General features: G+C 40.8%; 18 protein-coding genes. 2 read left to right on the top strand and 16 right to left on the bottom strand.

Annotation, left to right across the window (positions count from 1 at the left end; genetic code table 11):
- Positions 1–9 precede the first annotated feature (9 nt).
- The 6 genes from metI to ABD769_RS06665 all read right to left on the bottom strand — a co-directional run bounded on the left by metI (position 10) and on the right by ABD769_RS06665 (position 4,786).
- Positions 10–654: a methionine ABC transporter permease MetI gene (metI, locus tag ABD769_RS06690; protein WP_425568853.1), complete on the bottom strand. Its 645-nt coding sequence runs from the start codon at positions 652–654 to the stop codon at positions 10–12.
- A 4-nt stretch (positions 655–658) separates the two neighbouring features.
- Positions 659–1,690 (bottom strand): methionine ABC transporter ATP-binding protein MetN, encoded by a 1,032-nt coding sequence (gene metN / locus ABD769_RS06685; protein ID WP_344850485.1) that lies wholly within the window; start codon positions 1,688–1,690, stop codon positions 659–661.
- 349 nt (positions 1,691–2,039) lie between these two features.
- On the bottom strand, positions 2,040–2,729 hold the full coding sequence (locus ABD769_RS06680) for an ATP-dependent Clp protease proteolytic subunit (protein ID WP_344850944.1): 690 nt from the start codon (positions 2,727–2,729) through the stop codon (positions 2,040–2,042).
- 80 nt (positions 2,730–2,809) lie between these two features.
- Positions 2,810–3,079, bottom strand: coding sequence for a hypothetical protein (locus ABD769_RS06675; protein ID WP_344850483.1), 270 nt, complete (start codon positions 3,077–3,079; stop codon positions 2,810–2,812).
- Entirely contained in the window at positions 3,060–3,620 is a 561-nt protein-coding gene (locus tag ABD769_RS06670) for an RNA polymerase sigma factor (RefSeq protein ID WP_344850481.1), read from the bottom strand. The genes ABD769_RS06675 and ABD769_RS06670 overlap by 20 nt, the downstream gene beginning before the upstream one ends.
- 173 nt (positions 3,621–3,793) lie before the next feature.
- Entirely contained in the window at positions 3,794–4,786 is a 993-nt protein-coding gene (locus ABD769_RS06665) for a helix-turn-helix domain-containing protein (protein ID WP_344850479.1), read from the bottom strand.
- A 160-nt stretch (positions 4,787–4,946) separates the two neighbouring features.
- On the opposite strand from ABD769_RS06665, the gene ABD769_RS06660 reads away from it, so the two are divergent.
- Positions 4,947–5,612 (top strand): class I SAM-dependent methyltransferase, encoded by a 666-nt coding sequence (locus tag ABD769_RS06660; RefSeq protein ID WP_344850477.1) that lies wholly within the window; start codon positions 4,947–4,949, stop codon positions 5,610–5,612.
- A 289-nt stretch (positions 5,613–5,901) separates the two neighbouring features.
- Here ABD769_RS06660 and ABD769_RS06655 read toward each other — a convergent pair whose 3' ends face one another.
- Both ABD769_RS06655 and holA read right to left on the bottom strand, forming a co-directional pair.
- Positions 5,902–8,160 (bottom strand): glycosyl hydrolase family 95 catalytic domain-containing protein, encoded by a 2,259-nt coding sequence (locus ABD769_RS06655; RefSeq protein WP_344850476.1) that lies wholly within the window; start codon positions 8,158–8,160, stop codon positions 5,902–5,904.
- Positions 8,161–8,292: 132 nt separating this feature from the next.
- Positions 8,293–9,312 (bottom strand): DNA polymerase III subunit delta, encoded by a 1,020-nt coding sequence (holA, locus tag ABD769_RS06650; RefSeq protein WP_344850474.1) that lies wholly within the window; start codon positions 9,310–9,312, stop codon positions 8,293–8,295.
- Between the two features lie 247 nt (positions 9,313–9,559).
- Between holA and ABD769_RS06645 the strand changes: the two genes are divergently transcribed.
- Positions 9,560–10,018, top strand: coding sequence for a type I restriction enzyme HsdR N-terminal domain-containing protein (locus ABD769_RS06645; RefSeq protein WP_344850472.1), 459 nt, complete (start codon positions 9,560–9,562; stop codon positions 10,016–10,018).
- Positions 10,019–11,076: 1,058 nt separating this feature from the next.
- On the opposite strand, the gene ABD769_RS06640 is transcribed toward ABD769_RS06645, so the two are convergent.
- The 8 genes from ABD769_RS06640 to ABD769_RS06605 all read right to left on the bottom strand — a co-directional run bounded on the left by ABD769_RS06640 (position 11,077) and on the right by ABD769_RS06605 (position 22,190).
- The gene (locus ABD769_RS06640; protein WP_344850470.1) at positions 11,077–12,270 is read right to left on the bottom strand and encodes a Gfo/Idh/MocA family protein; all 1,194 of its coding nucleotides are present in this window, start codon (positions 12,268–12,270) and stop codon (positions 11,077–11,079) included.
- Positions 12,271–12,593: 323 nt separating this feature from the next.
- On the bottom strand, positions 12,594–13,958 hold the full coding sequence (locus ABD769_RS06635) for a 3-keto-disaccharide hydrolase (RefSeq protein WP_344850469.1): 1,365 nt from the start codon (positions 13,956–13,958) through the stop codon (positions 12,594–12,596).
- A 118-nt stretch (positions 13,959–14,076) separates the two neighbouring features.
- Positions 14,077–15,432 (bottom strand): Gfo/Idh/MocA family protein, encoded by a 1,356-nt coding sequence (locus ABD769_RS06630; RefSeq protein WP_344850467.1) that lies wholly within the window; start codon positions 15,430–15,432, stop codon positions 14,077–14,079.
- A 320-nt stretch (positions 15,433–15,752) separates the two neighbouring features.
- Entirely contained in the window at positions 15,753–18,419 is a 2,667-nt protein-coding gene (locus tag ABD769_RS06625) for a valine--tRNA ligase (RefSeq protein ID WP_344850465.1), read from the bottom strand.
- Positions 18,420–18,728: 309 nt separating this feature from the next.
- Positions 18,729–19,034 (bottom strand): Uma2 family endonuclease, encoded by a 306-nt coding sequence (locus tag ABD769_RS06620; protein WP_344850463.1) that lies wholly within the window; start codon positions 19,032–19,034, stop codon positions 18,729–18,731.
- Entirely contained in the window at positions 19,031–19,369 is a 339-nt protein-coding gene (locus ABD769_RS06615; protein ID WP_344850461.1) for a Uma2 family endonuclease, read from the bottom strand. Before ABD769_RS06615 ends, ABD769_RS06620 begins: the two co-directional genes overlap by 4 nt.
- A 45-nt stretch (positions 19,370–19,414) precedes the next feature.
- Positions 19,415–20,053, bottom strand: coding sequence for a Uma2 family endonuclease (locus tag ABD769_RS06610; RefSeq protein ID WP_344850459.1), 639 nt, complete (start codon positions 20,051–20,053; stop codon positions 19,415–19,417).
- A 145-nt stretch (positions 20,054–20,198) separates the two neighbouring features.
- Positions 20,199–22,190 (bottom strand): heavy metal translocating P-type ATPase, encoded by a 1,992-nt coding sequence (locus ABD769_RS06605; protein WP_344850457.1) that lies wholly within the window; start codon positions 22,188–22,190, stop codon positions 20,199–20,201.
- Positions 22,191–22,269 lie beyond the last annotated feature (79 nt).

Here is a 22,269-nt window from a genome sequence, read left to right as displayed (position 1 = left end):
TATAGGATTTTATTTTCTGTGATCAAAATATTTAGAGAGGCGGTCGCCCCCAAACTGGATAAGGAAAACGATGATGACCAGCAATACCAAAACGGTAACCATTACCAAAACATCGTAACCGATATAGCCATACTGATAGCCAATCTGCCCTAATCCGCCTGCACCAACGGCACCGCCCATTGCCGAATAACCCACAAGGGTAATGAGGGTAATTGATGCACTGTTGATAATGGCCGGTAAAGCTTCGGGCAGCAATACTTTTCTGATAATCTGCATTGGCCTTGCCCCCAGAGCCTTTGCGGCTTCGATAAGTCCGTAAGGAATTTCCAGCAAGCTATTCTCGATCATCCTGGCAATAAACGGCGCTGCACCTATGCTTAAGGGAACTAAAGCCGCTTTTACACCAATTGAAGTACCAACCAGGGCCCGGGTAAAAGGAATCATCCAAACGATCAAAATAATAAATGGAATAGACCTGAAAATGTTTACCACAATGGCTAACACGCGGTTTAACAACGGATGCTCCAGAATCTGCCCTTTGCGTGTAATAAAAAGCAATATCCCGGTTGGCAGGCCTAAAACAAAACCAAAGAAACCCGAAACAAAAGTCATTACAATGGTTTCGAGTGTACCGCTCAATAAGAGCCTAATCATAGATTCAGACATAACCAAGCACCTCCGCACCGATATTTAAAGTTTTATAATAATTGATTGCCCTCGTGTGGTTTTCAGCATCACCCTGTGCTTCTACCAGGATGGTCCCAAATTTGATACCGGCTGCATGCTCAATCTGCGCGGTAATGATATTGTTGTTTACACCAAAGAGTCCTGCAACCTCCGAAAGTACCGCACTATCGGCAGAATCGCCATTGAAAGTGAGCTTGATAATGGGATTACCTGATTGGGCAGTATTTAACTTAATGCGTTCCTCATATTCCTTAGGCAGCGATACCTTAATGGAAGATGAAATAAATTTTCTGGCCAGTTCGCTCTTGGGATGTGAAAATATCTCGCTTACCGCACCCTGCTCTACCAGTGTACCCCCGCTGATGACGGCTACTTCATCGCAAATGGCCTTTACCACCTGCATTTCGTGCGTAATGAGCAATATGGTGATGCCAAATTTCTCGTTGGTATCTTTTAAGAGTTTTAAAATGGAAGTGGTGGTCTCCGGATCAAGTGCACTGGTGGCCTCGTCGCAAAGCAATACCTTCGGACTTGCAGCAAGAGTTCTGGCAATGGCCACCCGCTGTTTCTGCCCGCCAGAAAGGTTTACCGGATAATCTGCATGTTTATCAGCCAGGCCAACAAAATTTAACAGTTCAGAAACCCGTTCCCGGATCTTTGTTTTCGAAGCCCCTTCCAGTTCGAGCGGAAAGGCCACATTCTGATAAACGGTTCTGGAAGAGAGCAGGTTAAAGTGCTGAAATATCATTCCGATCTGCCTGCGTTCTCTGGCGAGCTCAGCGCCCGAGAGTTCCATCAGGTTTTTCCCGTCGATATACACTTCTCCGGATGTGGGTTGCTCCAGCAGGTTTGCACACCTGATCAGCGTACTTTTACCTGCTCCTGAGGCGCCTATTACGCCAAATATTTTACCCCTGGGTACATTTATCGAAACACCTGAAAGCGCGGTTATTGTTCTGTCGCGCAACACAAATGTTTTGGTTATATTATTTAATCTTATCATTTAATTTCAAAAGCAAATCAATAAAGCTAGATGTCCAATGCCAGCTGGCTTTGGGCATGCAAATATATAAAACCTATAGGGATTATAGCTTTATATAATTTCCTTTGCTAAACGCGCTGCAGGAAATCCAGCTTTATATGCAGTACCTGATACCAGGCTTTTAAATGTGGACGCGGCCACACCAACTTTGTTTGCTTTTGTATAACGACTTAAAGAAACCCTGATGACTTCAAATCCATTGTCAATGCGCTTCCATCACATGTGAGTAGTTTCCACTTGAACAGTTACTGCCACCCGGGGCGAAAATGCCGCTGGCATCCAGGGCCAGAAACAGACCGGTATTTTCTTATTAAAGATCACGGCTAAGCACTTCATCTATCATTCCAAATTCTTTTGCTTCGATGGCACTCATCCAGTAATCGCGGCTGGCAATTTCATTTATCCGTTCATAGGTTTGTCCGCTGTGTTTAGCCAGAATATGGTACAAATCCGACTGCACTTTTAATACCTCTCTGATTCTGATATCCATATCAATGGCGGTACCTTCTGCCCCGCTGGAGGTTTGATGGATCATGACCCTCGAATGCTGCAGGGCCGAACGTTTACCGGCAGCTCCTGCACATAAGAGTACTGAACCCATAGACAGTGCAATGCCGGTACAAATGGTGGCCACATCAGGCGCAATAAACTGCATGGTATCGTAAATGCCAAAGCCGGCATAAACCGAACCGCCCGGCGAATTGATATATAACTGAATGTCTTTTTGTGCATCAACAGACTGCAAAAAAAGCAGTTGTGCCTGTATTACATTGGCATTCTGCTCATTAACGGCCTCACCTAAAAAAATAATCCTGTCCATCATCAGCCGCGAAAAAACATCCATCTGTGCCACGTTTAACTGCCGTTCTTCGGTAATATAGGGCGTCATTGCAACCGGTGTGGTATAGGCAGGTGTTCTGGCCATGTACTGATCTACGTAAAGGCTGTTTAAGCCCTGGTGTTTTACCGCATAAAGGCGGAATTCTTTGCTAATATCCATCATATTGTTTTGAAATTTAAGGCACAGCGATGCCTTTGCTCCTGTATCAGGAACATGGTTATAAATTTTAAATTGAGTAGTTATTTACGGAACAAACGCATTACCTTTTGCCTGAAGCTTTGATGTTCATCGGTGTTAAACAGCGTTTCGTGTATGTTATTGAGTTCATTTTTCAGTTGTTTGCGGCCATAGTTCCGCACCATCTGGTATGTTTTGTTTTGCCAGTAAACCCGCTTTTCCAATTCGGGCTGCAGGATAAGTTTTGCTTCGAAAAGGAAACTTTCGCCATCCTTATTATCCGACAAAAGATAGTGCTCTATTGAGCGGAGCTCATGCAACGATGTCTTCATACTTTAAGGATTTTTCTTTAACTGTTTCTTTAACTTTTTCTAGGCATTTAAATTTCTGGGCGGTTGCAGACCGTGCGCCTGAAAAACCAAAGCGGCTGGCCAGGGTTTCCATATCCAGCTTTTCATAATAGAAGGCACTGAGCAGCTGCATACATTTCTGCCCGGCGCGCTCCAGCAAATTCATCAGTTTCTGTGAAGACACTTCTTCATATTGAACATCTGTTAAATCGATTTCTTTATTAAAAATAAAGTCCTGAACATCAAGGGTAACCTGCCTGTTGTTTTCTTTAAAACGCCTCACCCATAAATATCTGGCAATCCCCAATAAATAGGCTTTTTCCTGATACTTCGGTACAAAGCCCGAAACCTGTACTTTTTCGTAATACAAAACCAGTGCATCCTGAAAAATGTCTTTTGCTTCCTCAAATGATCCGCCCATCCGGCTTACGTGCCTGGCCACCAAAGGAAAAGCCTCCTGATAGAGTTTCATAAAAAGCGCCTCCCGACTGCTCTGTTTCTCCTGAATAGATGTTGCTGTCATGATCACTATGTTTTATATAGTAAGTGGCATTTTTTGATCAGATATCACCTAAAATTAGTAATTATTTTTTTGGGACTTGGTCTATCGCGAGGAAACACATTGTAAAAATTGTTTAGCGCCTTATGTCAGCTTGTTTAGAAGAATCCGTGCTTTACCGTATGAACAATTCCCTTTTAACCTTTCAACTTACCCGGGGTTATTGCAAATTTCTTTCTGAAAGCATTGCTGAAATGTTGTACTGATGAATAACCGAGCATAAAAGCCACTGATTTTATCGACCGGCCCTCCAGCAGCAATTCTTTTCCATGGTTAAGCCTGTAATCACTTAAATAGCCGAATATGCTGTTATCAAACAATCCTTTAAAGCCCTGTTTAAGTTTGAATTCGTTAATACCGCACAATTTGGCCAGCTCAGCAACGGAAGGTGGCTGGTGAATATTGGCAATGAGGTAATCTCTTGCGTGATAAAGGCATTCCCTGTCGTAATCAGAGCGTAAAGCAGCAGGTTGTTTTTGGGTAATGGCCTGTTCAAAAGCCTCTGCCTGAAGCACAAGCAATTCTATACATTTCGACTCGATAAAGAGCCGCTTTAACCCTTCCGGATACTCACAATTAAGGATATCCCTGATGCAGTTTTGCATGGCCCATGAAATGGGAAGGTTCTGGTCTGCCAGCTGTGTATAATGCCCGGTATCTGCATAATCTGCCAGCAACTGCAATGCCCGGGTAGAATGTTCTGCCAGCTGCAAAAATTTTTCTTTAGCAAAATGCACCTCAAAAAAACGGTAGCTGTGCCCGGTATCATATTCTCCTGTACCATCCAGCTCGGGCATATAAATAATATTCTGCTGGTTGGAATTAAAAATATATTTCTGCTTGTTTACGCGGTTAAATATGGTTCCGTTACCCGATAAAGTAAAACGTAGTTTAATCATATCAGGCACATCGTAAGTGGGCCTGAAATACATCTGTTGCTGCTTAAACATAATGTCGCCGTACACGATGTAAATATCAGGAATATTGATCTGCACCAGTTCTGCATCACTAAAAGAAAAATTGTATTTCTCCTTTCTTTCCGTAACCAATCCTCCCTGCACCGGAAACTCATCAAAGCTCCCCCCAACCCTTTTCCAGGCGCCGTAATCCTTACCTACATTGATTCCCATAAGGGCAATTATCATAAAAAAAGCCGAACTAATGCAATGGGGTTATCCACAATTCTATTTTCTGTAAAAGAAAATCCTTTTGATGTAAAAGCGTACAGGAGCTAATTTTCAATTTTGCCCGGATTGCGAAATGAAGCGCGAAAGATTAATAACCTATACTATGGAAGAGCAAAACCTCAATACATTAACGCCAGACTTAAAAATTAACGTTCTCCCACCCAAAAACACCCTGATTTTTAAATTAGTACAGGATTTATCCCTGAAAAATGATGATTATGTACTGGAAATCGGCCCAACCGGTACCGAACACCTCTCCTGTCTTTTTCAAAAAGCAGAAAACATCAGTTATCTGGGGGCATATTATACCGAACTGAAGATAAACGAGACCTTCCCGAATGATAAAAATGGAAACAGCGTAGTGCAATTTGCTAAAATAACGGATAACAAGCCCGGTTTTGAAGATATTTATTTCGATTGTTGTTTTACGGCCAATACCATTTATTTCTGGCCGGATCCTTTATTGTACTTATCAGAAATTTACCGGGTATTAAAACCAAAGGGAAAAATGAACCTTGCCTTTGTTGAAAAAAACTTTGGTGCACACTTGCCCTGGACACAGCTCGATTTTACATTTTATGAAATTGATGAAGTAAAATCATTCTTCAAACAATCAGGGTTTGTAGATATCGAAGTAAAAAAAATGACAGAAACAATAATGGATCAGGAAGGAAATGAAGTCAGTAAACCATTTATCATCGTGTCGGGCCTGAAAAATAAAGATTACAGAATTAACGTAGATAATAAAGGAAATCAAATTTATTCATAGAGGCGAAAACATCATTCATAGAGTAATTATACCTATTCACCTATCATCTATTCCGGTACAGCCTTTTGTAAGATATTTTTGTGTAATCATACAATTTAATATACAGGTAACTAAACACCTCGAGTTAGGAAAAATAGGGATGTTGTACCTACTCATATAGTTATTATCTAACTGTACTATTAAAGATGACCATAAGAGGGGGGTTCCGGGATGATTTACCCCCTCTGCTTTTTTATTTCAACTGAAATTCTGCTGATTTTTCGGCACCAAAATTCAAGTTTAGTAACCCTTATTCATAGCCGTTTTCGAAAGTTACGGTTTGCTGTTTTTTCAGGTTGACTTCTGCAATGCCACCATCACCCATTTTTATAAGCCCGGCCGGAAGATTTCTGACAACATAAGTTTTAAAGGGTAGTTTAATTCTTAATAATCCGGCTTTTTCTGCATAAATTTTAACCTGGGTTGGAACGCCGTTTTCTTTAATGCCACTCACCAGGAAAGCACCTTCGGCACGTAAATTATTAAAAGAAACGTTTTTCCAGCTTTGTGGTACTGCCGGAAAAGGTTGAATGTAATTGCCCCTGCTTTGCAATAACAATTCCTGAACACCCTGGGCAAAGGCAAAATTCCCTTCTAAGGTAAAAGGGCGGTAGGTAAAACCTGAATACTGCCCTCCTTTTTGATCGCCATTTAAATGAAAGCTATTCGGCGAACAGAAATTCGAAGCAAAAATTTCGAGTTGTTTTACCGCCTTATCAGCTTGATAAGCTCGGGCGTATAAAGAAGCCATCCAGCTAAAGGAATAACCGCACCAGGCACGTGTACCAATTTCTTCTAAACGTTTTAAAGAATTATCGATAATGGTTTTATCCTTTTCATTATTAACATCCAATAAATCGAGCGGATAAATGGCCATATACTGCGACATGTGCCTGTGCGAGCTGGTTAAATTTGATCCGGGAGCAATGGTAAATCCGGTTTCATTAATTTCATAATCAGACAATTGACTGAGTATTTCCAACCAATGTGTACTCTCCTCTGTTTTGCCATTGGCTTTACTAACCTCGGATGCTGCTTTAAACAGGAACTTTGCCAATGAAAGATCGAAATTGGTCCAGTTTAAAAACCAGGCTTTGATGCTGTTGTCGTTATACTCCGGGCTAGAGCTTAGCGGCAACATGCGTTTTCCCTCTTTTAGTCTTGTAATATTCTCCAGATATGTTGCTGCTTCATGGATATAAGGATATGCCCTGGTTTTAAGGAAAGCATCATCCATGCTGTATTTCCACTGCCAGTAAAAATGCTGCGAAGTCCATGCGCTAACGGTTGGCGAAAGCGCATACTGGATCCATCCGCCCATCGGATCGCCGTTTAAGGTAATTACCCCGGGAACGTTTAAACCTTCAACACCAAAATACTGCCTGGTATAGGTAAGGTTCCTTTGCCTGATTTTCCATAACCAATCGGTAAAGGTGGCTCCTTCTGCCAGATGATTGGAGGTGTAAGCTGGCCAATAACTCAACTGGGTATTTAAATCGTTATGAAAATCGCCTTTCCAGGGTGGTAAACTGCCATTATCGGCTGTCCAAACGGCTTGTAAGGTAATTGCAGGTGCCCCTTTTCTGGCCACGCAGCCCAGTTTGTACATTTCTAAATAATATTGTTTCTGGATCAGCTGATCTGGAACCGTAATGTTTGATTTACTCCAAAAATCTTTCCACCATTTGATATGACTAACCCAACCTGTAGGTTCTTTTGCAGTAGCAGAAATTGCGGCTAATGTTGCTGTTTTATCGTTGCTGATGGTCCACGAGCCGGTTATATTCCCGCCCGGCATTTTTTTCCACTGTACCAGTACCTCATAATAATGTCCCTGAAAAGTAGGCTGATGATAACGGATGCTATTTTGAGTATTGGTAACGGTTCCTTTTGCATAACCTAGTTTTTGCAAACCACTTCCGGCATGGCTGTTATCGCCTTTTTCTGTTTTGCCATTGTTGTAATTGTGAACAATTAAGTCAGGTAAAATTGCAGTTGATTTAAGGTTTTCGAAACTAAAATAACCCTGCGCCCCGGTAGCAAGGATGTAACATTTAAAAACCGTTCCATCTTCGAATTTCACGGTATTTAAGGCCTTTTCTATATCCAGTTCGTTTGATTTAACTTTTCCCAGTTTTGAAATGTCGAATTCCATTGCCGCAGCTGGCAGTTTGGTTGGGTACGGAATGTTATCATAAGGTTCGTCGCCTATTTTTTGAACGGCAGCATAATTATTTAAATGCACCTGTTCTTCTACCCATTTAAAATTAAGTTTTGAGATATCAAGGGCTTTCCGTTCATCCCAAAGGTCGGCACGATCTAACGAAAGGCGAAGTTTACTGTTCTTTTCCCAAATTAAAGCACCAAGCATGCCATTGCCTAAAGGCATGGCCTCATCCCATTTACTGGCCAGTCTGGGAAAGGAAAGGTTATAAGATTTTAAAGTTTGCGCATAAATAAAAGTACTCATGCACTGAAGCACCAACAGTAAAAAGATTTTAGTTTTCATTTGTATTTAGAAATGGTTAGCACCCCTAACGGGCTATCAGGTTCTAAAATAATGATATTTGGCGAGACTAAAATCCTGAAAAACTGCGCAAACGTTTGACAGAGCGTGTAGAATAATTCTCTTAATAACAGATTAGTGCACAATCTTGAAAACAAGCTCTTTTAACAGCTCACCATCATCTACATTTCCGGTACTATCCAAACCTTTGCTTTTTAAATCGTATTCGCGGAGCAGACCGATTACCTGGAAAACTTTGCCGGTATTGTAATTGCGTGCGGCCATTTCGTAATCTTTAATAAAAAAGGGTGGTACACCCAATGCTGATGCGGCATCGGCTTTATTTGGAATGTAATGGTATTTTAACAGTTTGGTAAAGTAACCGCCTAAATTGGCTAAAACCATTACAGTTGGATTGGCTTTTGGGTTACTGGCGAAGTAATTAATGATTTTATTACATTTCAGCACATCGCGGATCGCCAAAGCCTTTTGAAGTTCGAAAACATTATACTCTTTACTGATCCCGATATTTTTCTGAACATGATCGGTGCTAATTGCCGTTTCTCTTGGAACATTCAGCATTAACTTCTCAATCTCGTTGGCAATTTTGGATAAATCGGTGCCTAAATATTCGGCCATTAGCGCCGAGGCCTGCTGATCGATCTTGTAGCCTTTTTCTTTGATAAATTCTTCGATCCAGGGCACCAGTTTATAATCGCGAACGGGATCTGACTGGAAAATCAGTCCGCTTTTGTTGATTGCTTTGTAAATTTTTTTACGCTTATCGAAATTGGCATATTTATAGGCCAATACCAAAATAGTGCTGGGCAGCGGCTTTTCGAAGTAATTGAGTACAAATTCGCCCTCTTTCGAACTGTCTTCTTTGCCCCATTTTAAATCCTGCGCTTCTTTAACAATCACCACCTGGTAATCAGACATCATGGGGTAACGCTTTGCCGCGCCCAAAACCGTTGCCATATCGGTATCTTTGCCGTATAAAACCGTTTGATTGAAGCCTTTTTCAGCATCATTGAGCAGTTTATCTTCAATATAATCGGTTACCTGATCGATATAGTAAGATTCTTCACCATGCAGCAGGTACACAGGCTTAAACTTTCGGGCTTTAATATCTTTAATAATTTCGGCAGCAGTCATTGCCCGTAAAATTACAATTTAGCTTTTAGGATTTAGGTAAATGTTTATAAATTAAGAGATATAAGACACTGGATTTGAGATTTGCTTACGTATTTTAAAATTAACTAACTTTGGAGCTAAATTGATGGATTGTTACATTGTTAATTGCAAACTGTATTAATGGTTAATCGGTTAACTGTTGAAATTGGTTAATTGCAAATTGCGAATTGTTAACTGAGAACTGCAAACTGAAAACCGAAAACTGAAAATGTTCACCCCTACACCGCTTAACCTTCCGCCTTATCCGTTTAAAATTAGCCAGAAAGATGGGGTTGTTTTTATTTTCGATGAGTTAAGGAAAAAACACCTGGTGCTTACGCCAGAGGAGTGGGTAAGGCAGCATTTTATTCAAAGCCTGATTGCAGAAAAGAAATTCCCGAGAACGTTGATCCAGATTGAAGGCGGTTTGGTTTTAAACCAGTTACAAAAACGGAGCGATATTCTGGTGTACAATACGGCAGGCGAAAAGCTGATGCTGATTGAATGCAAAGCACCAAAGGTTAAGATTACGCAATCGGTTTTTGAGCAGGCAGCAAGGTACAATTCTATCCACCAGGCTAAATGGATTGTGTTAACCAATGGTTTACAGCATGTTTATGCAAAAATGGACCTGGAGAGGGGCCGTTTTAATTTTGCACAGGAAATGCCGGATTATTTGGGATTGTAATAATAATTTTGACACGGAGGCTCGGAAAACGACCTTAATAAAAAAGTCGTCATCTCGACTGAAACGCAGTGAAATGGAGAGACCTACATAGATTTCTCGACTACGTTGCACTTCGCTCGAAATGACGATATTTTTTATGGAATTTTCGCTGAATTAGATTCATCTATCGATTGATGTCTCACCGACCAAGAAAGGGCGTCATCTCGACTGAAACGCAGTGAAATGGAGAGATCTATATAAATTTCTCGACTACGTTGCACTCCGCTCGAAATGACGATGTTTTTTATGGAATTTTTCGCTGAATTAGATTCATCTATCGGTTGGTGAGACACCGACCATTAGAAAAGGGCGTCATCTCGACTGAAACGCAGTGAAATGGAGAGATCTATATAGATTTCTCGACTACGTTACACTCCGCTCGAAAGGACGATGTTTTTATAGAATTTTCGCTGAATTAGATTCATCTATCGGTTGGTGTCTCACCGACGAAAGAAAGGGAGTCATCTCGACTGAAACGCAGTTAAATGGAGAGATCTATATAGATTTCCCGACTACGTTGCACTCCGCTCGAAATGACGATATTTTTTATGGAATTTTTCGCTGAATTAGATTCATCTATCGGTTGGTGAGACACCGACCAAAGAAAGGGCGTCATCTCGACTGAAACGCAGTGGAACGGAGAGATCTATAGATTTCCCGACTACGTTGCACTCCGCTCGAAATGACGATGTTTTTTATGGAATTTTCGCTGAATTAGATTCATCTATTGGTTGGTGTTTCACCGACCAAAGAAAGGGCATCATCTCGACTGAAACGCAGTGAAATGGAGAGATCTATATAGATTTCCCGACTACGTTGCACTCCGCTCGAAATGACGATGTTTTTTATGGAATTTTCGCTGAATTAGATTCATCTATCGATTGCTGTCTCACCGACCAAGAAAGGGCGTCATCTCGACTGAAACGCAGTGGAATGGAGAGATCTATATAGATTTCTCGACTTTGCTGCGCTCCGCTCGAAATGACGACCATCTGATATATACTCAAGCATAACAAGCATTATACATCATAAACTTTCTTCCAAACCTGCTTATTACCACTATAAATTGCCTCGTTACACATGGCTACGCAAATTGCGGCCTGCGTTCCGGTATTGATATTTGATGCAGGTTCTTTTTTAGTGGAAATAGATTTATAAAATTCATCCAAGGCATAATTAGTACCATCAATGGTAGCTTTATCTAAAATCGGGATCCCGCCATCTTTATTCACCACAATTTTTGTTGCCCCGGTAACCCCGTCAACAATACCTAACTCTTTTTTGGTACTTTCTTCAGGATAAAATAAGCCCGTATTGGTCAGTAAAGAAACCGAACCTTTGGTGCCTTTTATTTTAAAGAGGTAACCATCGTGCGCATTGCCACAGGTGGCACCGAAATTGCCAATCATGCCTTTTTCATTATAGCGCAGGATGGCCTGTATGTTATCGTAAGTTTCGCGACCATCTTTAAAAACATCTATCCCACCCGATCCCATAATTTCATCAGGCTGTGTTTCGAAAGCCCAGTTGATAAAATCAATCTGATGCGAGAGTAACTCGGCAGCTAAACCGCCTGAATATTCCTTGTACATACGCCAGTTGATTTTACGCTCCAAAGCCGGATCCGGAACTGCCCTCCGCCAGTTCCCATTACGGTCCCAACGGCAATCGATCTGCGTAACTTTGCCCAGGTAACCACTCTGGATCATATCCTTCACCTTAAAATAAAGCGGCGAATAACGGTATTGGTAGCCAACCTGAAAAACCTGAGCAGGATATTTTTTTACCAGTTTTTTAAGTTCAAGCGCCTGTGCGATATTGTAAGTCATGGTTTTTTCTACATACACATGTTTACCTGCAAGCACGGCATCTTTGGCAATTTTAAAATGTTCGCTTAGCGGTGTAGTAATAAAAACCGCATCAATGGATTTATCATCCAGCACTTTGCGGTAATCTTTTATGGCTTTTGCATCAGCTGGCACATATTTTTCGGCTTCTTTAAGCCTGAAATCGAGCAGGTCGCAATAGGCTTTAATATTATACTTTGCCGGCATGGATTTAATGACCGACAACACACCTTTACCCCGGTCGCCACAGCCAATCATAGCTACATTATACACCTGATCTGCATAAAGATCAGCAAAAACCTGATTCCCAACTAATAAACCTGAACCTAACAAAGCAGTATGCTTTACAAAAGACCGACGATGCATGATATAATAATTAATAGTATTTTTTAATTTATTGGAGCGCACAGCCTCTGCTGCTATTTGAGTGAAGTCCCGCCAATGCTGCAATCTTTTTGTTTCCGGTAGCTGCTATACCCGCCGGAAATGTAGCAAAAAGTATTTTCGCGTATGTCGGGGCTATTTAATTTCTTTCAGTGCTTATGGATCGGTTCTGTACAAAACGTTAATCATAAACCCGATTGAGCTAAATAGCCCGCAGTGAGGCACGAACGAGGACTATAAGCAAAAGCGGGACTGCAGGCTGCCATATTCAACTAACGCTCATTTTCAAAAAATAAACGCTTCCCTTACAAAGTTTTAATTTTAATGGTCCTGAAATCTACCTTATTGCCATGATCCTGCAACAGGATATGTCCTTTTGGCGCTTCGCCAAAGTTTTTCCAATCTTTATATTTACTAATGGCAACCAGTTTTTTAAATTCTTCAGAGCCGCGTGTATATTCCAGCACCTTTACACCATTTAAATAATGTTCTACTTTATTGTTCGGGTACACTACCAAACGGCCGTTATTCCAGCTACCGATTGGGCGCAGGTAACGGGCTTCTTTTTTAGCCGTCATTAAATCGTATAACGATGCCAAAGTACGGTTTCCATCCCTGCCCAATTTGGCATCAGGATGTAATTCGTCATCCAAAACCTGGTATTCCAGCCCGATAGCTGAACCTGTATTTTTTTCGCTCAGCGTAACAAAGTATTTTACACCACTATTAGCTCCTGGCGTCAGTTTAAACTCGAAAGACAGATCGAAAGCAGCAAATTCCTCTTTGGTTACGATATCACCACCATTAGTTGATTCTGCACCGCCTGAAGGCTCTACACTGATTACACCATCGGCAATTTTCCATCCTTTGGTGGGGAAAGTAGTTTTATAGGCACCAATCCATCCGGCATTGCTTTTACCATCGAACAGGAGTTTATAACCTTCCGATTTTTCGTAGGCAGACAAAGTATTTGGCGTTAAATTAACCGTATAAATCCCTTTCGGAAAAGCCTTTGCTTTTAAACCTTCAGTTTGGATATTGATGTTTTTGAAATAAACTTTCTTGCCATCGTTATCTAAATTATTGCCAATACCATGCACCTGTAAACCAATAAAACCAGATTTATCCAGCGTGTCGATTACATAAGCAACGGGCGTTCCATTTACCCAGGTTTTGAGTTCGTTGCCGATACATTCTATTTTGTAGTGGTTAAATTCATTCTTTTTGTACAATGGTTTGGCCGATGGATTAAGCTCCAAAGGATACAGCCATAATCTTCTGGCTTCATCATAAATTCCGCCTGTCCACGCCCTCGGTGTAGGATCTATTTCTACCTGACGGCCAAAAACCAAACCTTTGCCGTTATTTCCTTCTGGTTTAATATGGCTACGGGTTTGAATACCCGAATTGGTGGTTTCGCCTTCGAGTTTCACATCCAGTTCTAAGATGAAATCGCCGTATTCTTTTTCGGTGATCAGGAACGAGTTTGGTGTGCCTTTGGTCATGGAGCCTACAATCATACCATCTTCAACTTTGTACGGTGCTGCGCCTGCTACGGCTTTCCAGCCGGTTAATGTTTTTCCATCAAAGAGGGGTTTTGCTTTTTGGGCAGCGGCCGAAAGACTGATCAGGGAAAGGGCCAGGATACTATATTTTTTAAGTTTTAACATGATAGCTTTTTTCTTGCCGTTATTGCGAGGAAGAATGACGAAGCAATCTTTTTTGCTAAATAGATTGCTTCCCCGAACTCGGGGTGAACTGTGCCTCGCAATGACGATATTTCTTATTTTAATATTTAAATACTTTTCCGTTTGCAATTACTTCTTGTTTGCCTTCGTCGAAAATGGCTTTTGCTCCGGTTCTTACGGCGGCATTGGTCATGATATTGGCAATAGAGTGCGAATAACCGGCTTCAACAGGTGCATTTGGCGTTTTACGGCTACGTACACATTCCATCCAGTTGCGCATATGGCCTGAGGTTAGGGCGTCGCCACCCATATTGGCACCGGTTGCGGCTTTAACTTCGGTTTTGCTAAGATCGAATTCAGGCAGAAGATTGGCTTTCATACCCATAGCTGAAGCTTCTTGCTGTCTTAACCCTCCTTTTGGTGAAACCTTATTGGTGATCAGGTTCAGTTCTCCACCATTTGAATAATAAACTTCTCCTACATCACCTACGCTGTTCTGCATGCGTGAAGTAAAAGTTACCTGAAAACCATCAGTGGTATCAGGCTGACCGTAATCGAATACTGCAACCATCGAATCCCAGTTTCTACGACCATCTTTCCAGGTATAAATACCACCATTGGCCACTACACTGCGCGGGTGTTTTAAATTGGTAAACCAGTGTACGGTATCAATCTGATGGCTCATCCACTGGCCAGGCATTCCAGAAGAATATGGCCAGAACAGGCGGTATTCTAAATATTTACGTGGATCAAATGCTTCATTGGGGCGGTTTAACAAGAAACGTTTCCAGTCGATATCTTCTTCTTTCAGTTTCGCTACCAGATCGGGCCGGCGCCATCTGCCTGGCTGGTTTACGTTCCAAACCAGATCTACCGCTGTAATCGGTCCGAATTTTCCATCCTGGATAAACTTTGCCGCATTGGTATAATTCTCCCCGCTTCTCCGTTGCGAACCAATCTGCACGATCTGTTTACTCGCTTTAACCGCTTTAAATGCCGCTTTGGCATCGTCCATGGTTTCGGCAAAAGGTTTTTCTACATAAGCGTCGCAACTGGCTTTCACGGCTTCAATGGTATGTAAAGCATGCTGAAAATCGGCCGTACTGATAATTACGGCGTCGAGATCTTTTGTGGCATAAAGTTCGTCGTTATTGCGGCAGGCTTTAATATCGTGCCCGAATTTAGCTTTCAGGTGAGCTATCCCCAGGTCTCTCCGGTAGTTCCACAAATCAGAAAGGCCAACAATATCGAAATTCAGTTCCTTGTTGTGGTTCAGGAAACAAGGTAAAAGGGTATCTTTAAAACGGTCAGAAAATCCAACAACACCAACGCGTACCCTATCGTTAGCACCAATAATACGGCCATAACTTTTGGCGCTCATGCCCATGGTGCCTGCATAAGTAGCTGCAGCAAATATTGCTGATTGCTTAATAAATTTTCTTCTGGAATTTTCCATTCGAGGATATTAGGTTAGATTATCACTTAAATAGTTCACGATTTGGTAAACCGTTTTAATAAAATCTAAAATATGGTTAATAAAAGTAAACCTTAAATTTTCACAAGTAATATTTTTGAAACCTTATTTTAAAACAATAGTTAACTGTAGCAATAACAGTCATTAAACATTAATCAAGCTGGTTTTTAATACAGTAACCTGCTTTTATAAAGACGAGGAAAACGTTTGAAATAATTATTTTTTGTTACTCATCAACACATAAAAAAAGCCTTTCAGATTTTCTACTGAAAGGCTTTTACTATCGAATAATATTTATTTTTCTAGTTCAGTATAGCTAAACTTTCTTCAATAATTTTGATTTTTGCTTCAGCATCGGCCTTTTTATTGCGTTCGTTGGCAATAATTTCTGGTTTTGCATTCTGAACAAAACGTTCATTGCTCAATTTCGAATCAACCGACTTTAAAAAGCCTTGTAAATAGATTAAATCGGCATTTAAACGTTCGCGTTCAGCTTCTACATCGATATTTTCGGTAAGCGGGATAAAAAATTCATCCTTTCCGGCCATAAATGCAGTTGCACCCACAATTTTATCGTTTACAATTTCTGCTTCTGTTACGTTGGCCAGTTTGAAAACAATATTTAACCATTTTTCGTAATCCAGATCGGAGTTTACCTTAATGCTTAACGGCAATGCCTCTTTAGGAGAAATCTGTTTCTGATTCCTCACATTTCTGATTTCCGCAATAACCGTTTTAATTACTTCTGCGTCTTTTAACAATTTCTCGTCGAAAGTACCCCCTTTAGGGAATTCAGCCACAATACAGCAATCCAGTTCTCCTCTTTCGGCGAATAAATCATCATGCCACAATTCCTCAGTAATGAAAGGCATATTTGGATGCAATAATTTGATAATATTTTCAAAAAATGCAATCGTAGCTTTATAACTTTCGGCATCAATTGGCTGTTGATATGCAGGTTTTACCATTTCTAAATACCATGCGCAGAAATCATCCCAAACCAGCTTGTAGGTGATCATTAAAGCTTCCGATAAACGGTATTGTTTAAAGTTGGCTTCAATTTCTACCAACGCTTCGTTAAAACGGTTTTCGAACCAGGAAATGGCCTGCGTATTCGGATTCGACAGATTTTCGTCTACTTCCCATCCTTTTACCAAACGGAAAGCATTCCAGATTTTACTGGCAAAATTACGTCCCTGCTCACAGTAACTTTCATCGAACATTAAATCGTTTCCGGCTGGTGATGACATTAACATTCCTACACGAACGGCATCCGCACCATATTTTTCGATCAATCCGATCGGATCAGGTGAGTTACCAAGCGATTTAGACATTTTACGACCTAATTTATCGCGAACAATCCCCGTTAAATAAACATTGGTAAATGGTTTTTTGCCTATAAACTCATGTCCGGCCATAATCATACGCGCTACCCAGAAGAATAAAATCTCTGGTGCAGTAACCAGATCATTTGTAGGATAGTAATAATTAATGTCTTTATTTTCTGGATTTTTAAAACCATCGAAAACAGAAATCGGCCACAACCACGAAGAGAACCAGGTATCCATCACGTCGTCATCTTGTCTTATAAATGGCTCTAATTGATGTTTAAATCCGGCTTTTTCGGCGTCCGAACAACTCTCGTCCAGGTGTTTTTTCTTCCAGAATTCTTCTAAAGCCTCATCTTTTGTTTTGGCAACCACCCAGTTTCCTTTATCATCGTACCAGGCCGGGATTCTTTGTCCCCACCATAACTGACGGCTAATGTTCCAATCGCGCACATTTTCCATCCAGTGGCGATAAGTGTTTTCAAATTTATTCGGGATCAGGTTTACTTCACCATTCAAAACATCATCTAAAGCCGGCTGTGCCATCTCTTTCATCTTCACAAACCATTGCATCGAAAGTTTTGGCTCGATAGCGGCATCGGTACGTTCAGAAAAACCAACCTGCGATTTATAATCTTCAACTTTTTCTAAATGACCGGCTTCTTCCAACATTTTGGCAATTTTCTTGCGGGCAACAAACCTGTCTTCACCCACTAAAATAACCGCAAGTTCGTTTAAGGTACCATCATCATTTAAAATATCGGTAACCGGTAAATTGTGTTTAACGCCCAGTTCATAATCGTTCAAATCGTGTGCCGGAGTAACTTTTAAACAACCGGTACCAAATTCGATATCTACATAATCATCTTCAATAACCGGAATTTCGTGATTAACCAGAGGCACAAAAACCTTTTTGCCTTTTAAATGCGTAAAACGTTCGTCGTTCGGGTTAATACAAATGGCAGCATCTGCCATAATTGTTTCCGGACGCGTTGTGGCGATTGTTAAAAACTGATTTTCAGTCCCCGCAATCAGATATTTAATATAATATAATTTCTGGTTTACTTCTTTACGGATCACTTCTTCATCAGAAACAGCGGTTTTCCCCGCCGGATCCCAGTTAACCATGCGGATACCGCGGTAAATCCATCCTTTTTTGTACAAGTGGATAAACGAATCAATCACGGCTTCAGAAAGATCTTCTTCCATTGTGAAACGGGTACGATCCCAATCACAACTTGCGCCCAGTTTCTTTAACTGTTCTAAAATAATACCACCGTATTTCTCTTTCCATTCCCAGGCGTATTTTAAAAATTCTTCCCGCGAGAGGTCTTTTTTATCGATTCCCTGCTCTTTTAGCATCGCCACTACTTTTGCTTCGGTAGCTATAGAAGCATGGTCGGTTCCGGGTACCCAACATGCATTTTTACCCTGCATACGGGCCTTACGGATTAAAACATCCTGAATGGTATTGTTAAGCATGTGTCCCATGTGCAGCACCCCCGTAACATTTGGAGGCGGAATGACTATTGTATAAGGCTCACGCTCATCGGGTTCTGAATGAAAAAACTTCTTCGATAGCCAATAGCTATACCATTTATCTTCTGTTTCTGCAGGATTGTACTTGGTGGATATGCTCATGAATGTATTAAAAGTTCAAAAATAGCTAATTAAGCTGAAAGACCAAAGCCAAGTAAGCGGAAAGCTGAAAGACTAAAACAGCTACACTTTATATCAGTATTTGTAGGAGATAAGGATTTTTATTTTTTGGAAAGCAAATGCAGCATTCATTTTAAAGTTGGTCCTGCTTTGCGCTGCAAGTCCTCGCCCGATGACAATTTAGTACCGGTTGATCGGTAAAGAATCGGGACTGCGGGCTTTACGCTTCAATCAGGTCTAGAAAAATTGGTTTGTGCAAGTTAAAACCCATCGTGCATTTGTACAGATTGCTTACTCAACGTCATCAAAAACATCATCTAAAGCCAATTCAAAACCAGGCAATACAGATGAAGTGACTTTTTCGCTCAGGGTAAATATTTTTGAAGGTATGAATTTACCCTCTTCATTTAAAGTATAAATTAAAATGTTCTGATCGCTCTGGCTCACCACCCAATATTCTTTAACGCCGAATTCTTCGTACACGCGATATTTATGAAGCAGTTCCATTTTTGAATTTCCAGGCGATAAAATTTCCACCACGAGATCAGGCGCGCCGATACAGCCACGGGCATCAAGTTTGCTTTTATCACAAATCACACAGATACAGGCTGGAGCACAGTAAACACATCTTTATCAGCTTTGCTTCCTTTCGGGAAACGGACATCAAAAGGTGCTGCATAAACTTTACAGGGTTTGCCATCTAAAAAATTGATCAAGGGCTTTAACAAATTGATAGACACTGTTTGATGTATCCTTGATGGCGCAGGACTCATCTTAAATATTTTACCTGCAATTAACTCAACCCTTTCGGGGAAAAGCCAATTTAAATAACTTGCATAACTATAGGTTAATGATGCATCGAGCTCATTGAACTGCCTAACAGGTTCATCGATTTCATCAAGTACTGGATATGGAACTGTTTTTTTCGACATACTCAAATATACTAAATTGCTTAGTATTATAAGTGATAAATTATTTTACATATCTTCAAAAATATCATCCAAAGCGAGCTCAAAACCTGGCAATACGGTTGATGTGATTTTTTCGCTAAGCGTAAATATTTTAGAGGGCTGGAACTTACCATCCTCGTTTAAGGTGTAAATTAAGATATTTTGATCGCTTTGGCTTACTATCCAATATTCTTTAACCCCGAACTCTTCGTAAACATGATATTTATTAAGCAGCTCCATTCTGGTATTGCCTGGCGACAAAACCTCCACCACAAGATCGGGTGCACCGATACAACCACGGACATCAATTTTACTTCTATCACAAATTACGCAGATATCAGGTTGGAGCACCGTGAAGATTTCCTTATCATCTTTACTTTCTCTTGGAAAGCGAACATCAAATGGAGAAATAAAAACTTTACAGGGCTGTTTTTTAAGAAAGTTACCTAATTTAAGAAATATGTTGCCAACAACCACCTGATGAACGCTTGATGGCGCCGGGCTCATCTTAAAGATTTTGCCTGCAATCAGTTCTACCCTTTCAGGAAAAAGCCAGTTAAGGTAGCTTGCATAGCTGTAGGTTAACGATGCATCAAGCTCATTGAACTGCTTAACGGGTTCATCGATTTCATCTAATACTGAATAGGGAACTGTTTTTTTCGACATAACCAAATATACTAAATTACTTAGTATTGCAAATGATAAATTATTTTACATTATCCTCGAAAACATTATCCATAATGCGAATAAATCAAAAAAAGAGCAGTCCGGACTCAGTTAATCAATTAACCAATTTAAACAATTAACCCTGCTAGGAAAACTTCATTTTTTGGATCCTTACTGCATTTAAAATAGCCAGAAGCGCTACGCCTACATCAGCAAAAACGGCTTCCCACATGGTTGCTATGCCTCCTGCTCCTAAAATCAGGACGATTGCTTTCACTGCAAATGCCAATACAATATTCTGGATCACCACATTTTTAGTGGCCTTGCCAATTTTAATCGCGGTTGCAATTTTTGAAGGTTGATCTGTCTGGATCACCACATCAGCTGTTTCAATGGCCGCATCACTTCCCATTGCGCCCATCGCAATACCAATATCGCTGATGGCCAAAACAGGGGTATCGTTAATTCCGTCGCCAACAAAAGCCACCACTTTAGTTTTGTCGGTTTTAACTTCTTCCAGTTTAGCCACTTTATCTTCAGGCAGTAAATCACCATAATAAGTATCGATACCTAAACCCAAAGCTACTTTTTTAACAATGGATGATTTATCACCACTCAACATCACCACCTGTTTTATTCCGTTTTCATGCAACTGTTTAATGGCTTCTGCAGCATCTTCTTTTACCTCATCAGCAATTAAAACATAACCTGCATATCGCTGATCCACAGCTACAACCACGATGCTCTCTTCGATATCTTTTACTTTGGCGTCGAAACCGATATTGAATTTCTCCAGCAACTTAACATTACCGGCCAATACCTCTTTACCATTTACAGTTCCTTTTAAGCCCATTCCGGCTACCTCTTCTATATTATCTGCAGGATGGATTTCCTGATCTCCGGCATACTCAACAATGGCTTTGGCAATCGGGTGTGTCGATTTTGCTTCAACAGCAGTTAGCAGATTCAAAAATTCCTTTTCATCAATGCTGCTATCTATCTTCTGTACACTAAACACACCTTTGGTTAAGGTTCCTGTTTTATCCATCACCACGGTATTGAGTTTGGTAATCAGATCGAGGAAATTAGAGCCTTTAAATAAAATTCCATTTGCAGAGGCAGCGCCAATGCCTCCGAAATAACCCAATGGAATAGAAATAACCAAAGCACATGGACAAGAAATTACCAGAAAAACCAGCGAACGGTATAACCAGGTTTGAAAGTGATATTCGCTACCTAAAACCAAAATCGGGATGGTAACCAATGCAAGCGCCAGGAAAAAAACAATCGGGGTGTACACTTTTGCAAACTTGCGGATAAAAAGTTCGGTTTTGGCTTTACGTGTAGTGGCATTCTGTACCATTTCCAAAATGCGCGATAAAGCACTATCGGCAAAAGCCTTCGTTACTTTCACTTCGATTACCTTATCAATATTGAGCATTCCGGCTAAAATAGCTTCGCCTTTATTAATGGTTCGTGGCTTGCTCTCCCCTGTTAATGCGGCGGTATTAAAACTGCTTTTTTCACTGATCAGTTCGCCATCCAAAGGAATTTTCTCTCCGGCTTTAACCTGTATGGTTTCGCCAATTTCTACCTTGTCGGGATTAACATCTTCGTATTTTCCATTGCGGAATACATGAGCTACATCGGCACGCACATCGAGCAAGGCTTTAATGTTCCTTTTTGCACGGTTTACCGCAGCCATTTGAAACAGTTCGCCAATGGTGTAAAAAAGCATTACGGTTACGCCTTCAGGATATTGGCCAATGGCAAAAGCACCAATGGTGGCGATAGACATTAGGGAAAACTCGGTAAAAAAATCTTTCGCTTTAAAAGTTTCCCAAACCTCGCGCAAAACCGGAATGCCTACAGGCAGGTAAGCTACAATGTACCAGTAAGGCCTGATGACCTGAAAGGCAGGTACCTTAAAAAGATTATCGAAGGCAATTCCGATCAACAGCATTGCCAGTGTTATAATGGCAGGCAAATAGGTTTTAAATGCAGATGGATCGCCACCATGATCGTGGTCGTGATCATCGCCCTCCTCGTGCGAATGTGCATGATCGTGATTATGTTTTGGTTCGGAATGCGCTTTACTACTGCAACAGCTATCTTCTTTATCGTGGGTGTGACTCATTATGTTATCTGCTAAAACATGATTTATTGTTGAGATTAGTAATCCAGTAGCCAAACGCCTTAAATGCTGTTAGTTAAAC

This window comes from Pedobacter jeongneungensis, assembly GCF_039538295.1.
In the GTDB taxonomy this organism is placed as follows: domain Bacteria; phylum Bacteroidota; class Bacteroidia; order Sphingobacteriales; family Sphingobacteriaceae; genus Pedobacter; species Pedobacter jeongneungensis.
This window is presented reverse-complemented; position numbering and strand designations above follow the sequence as displayed.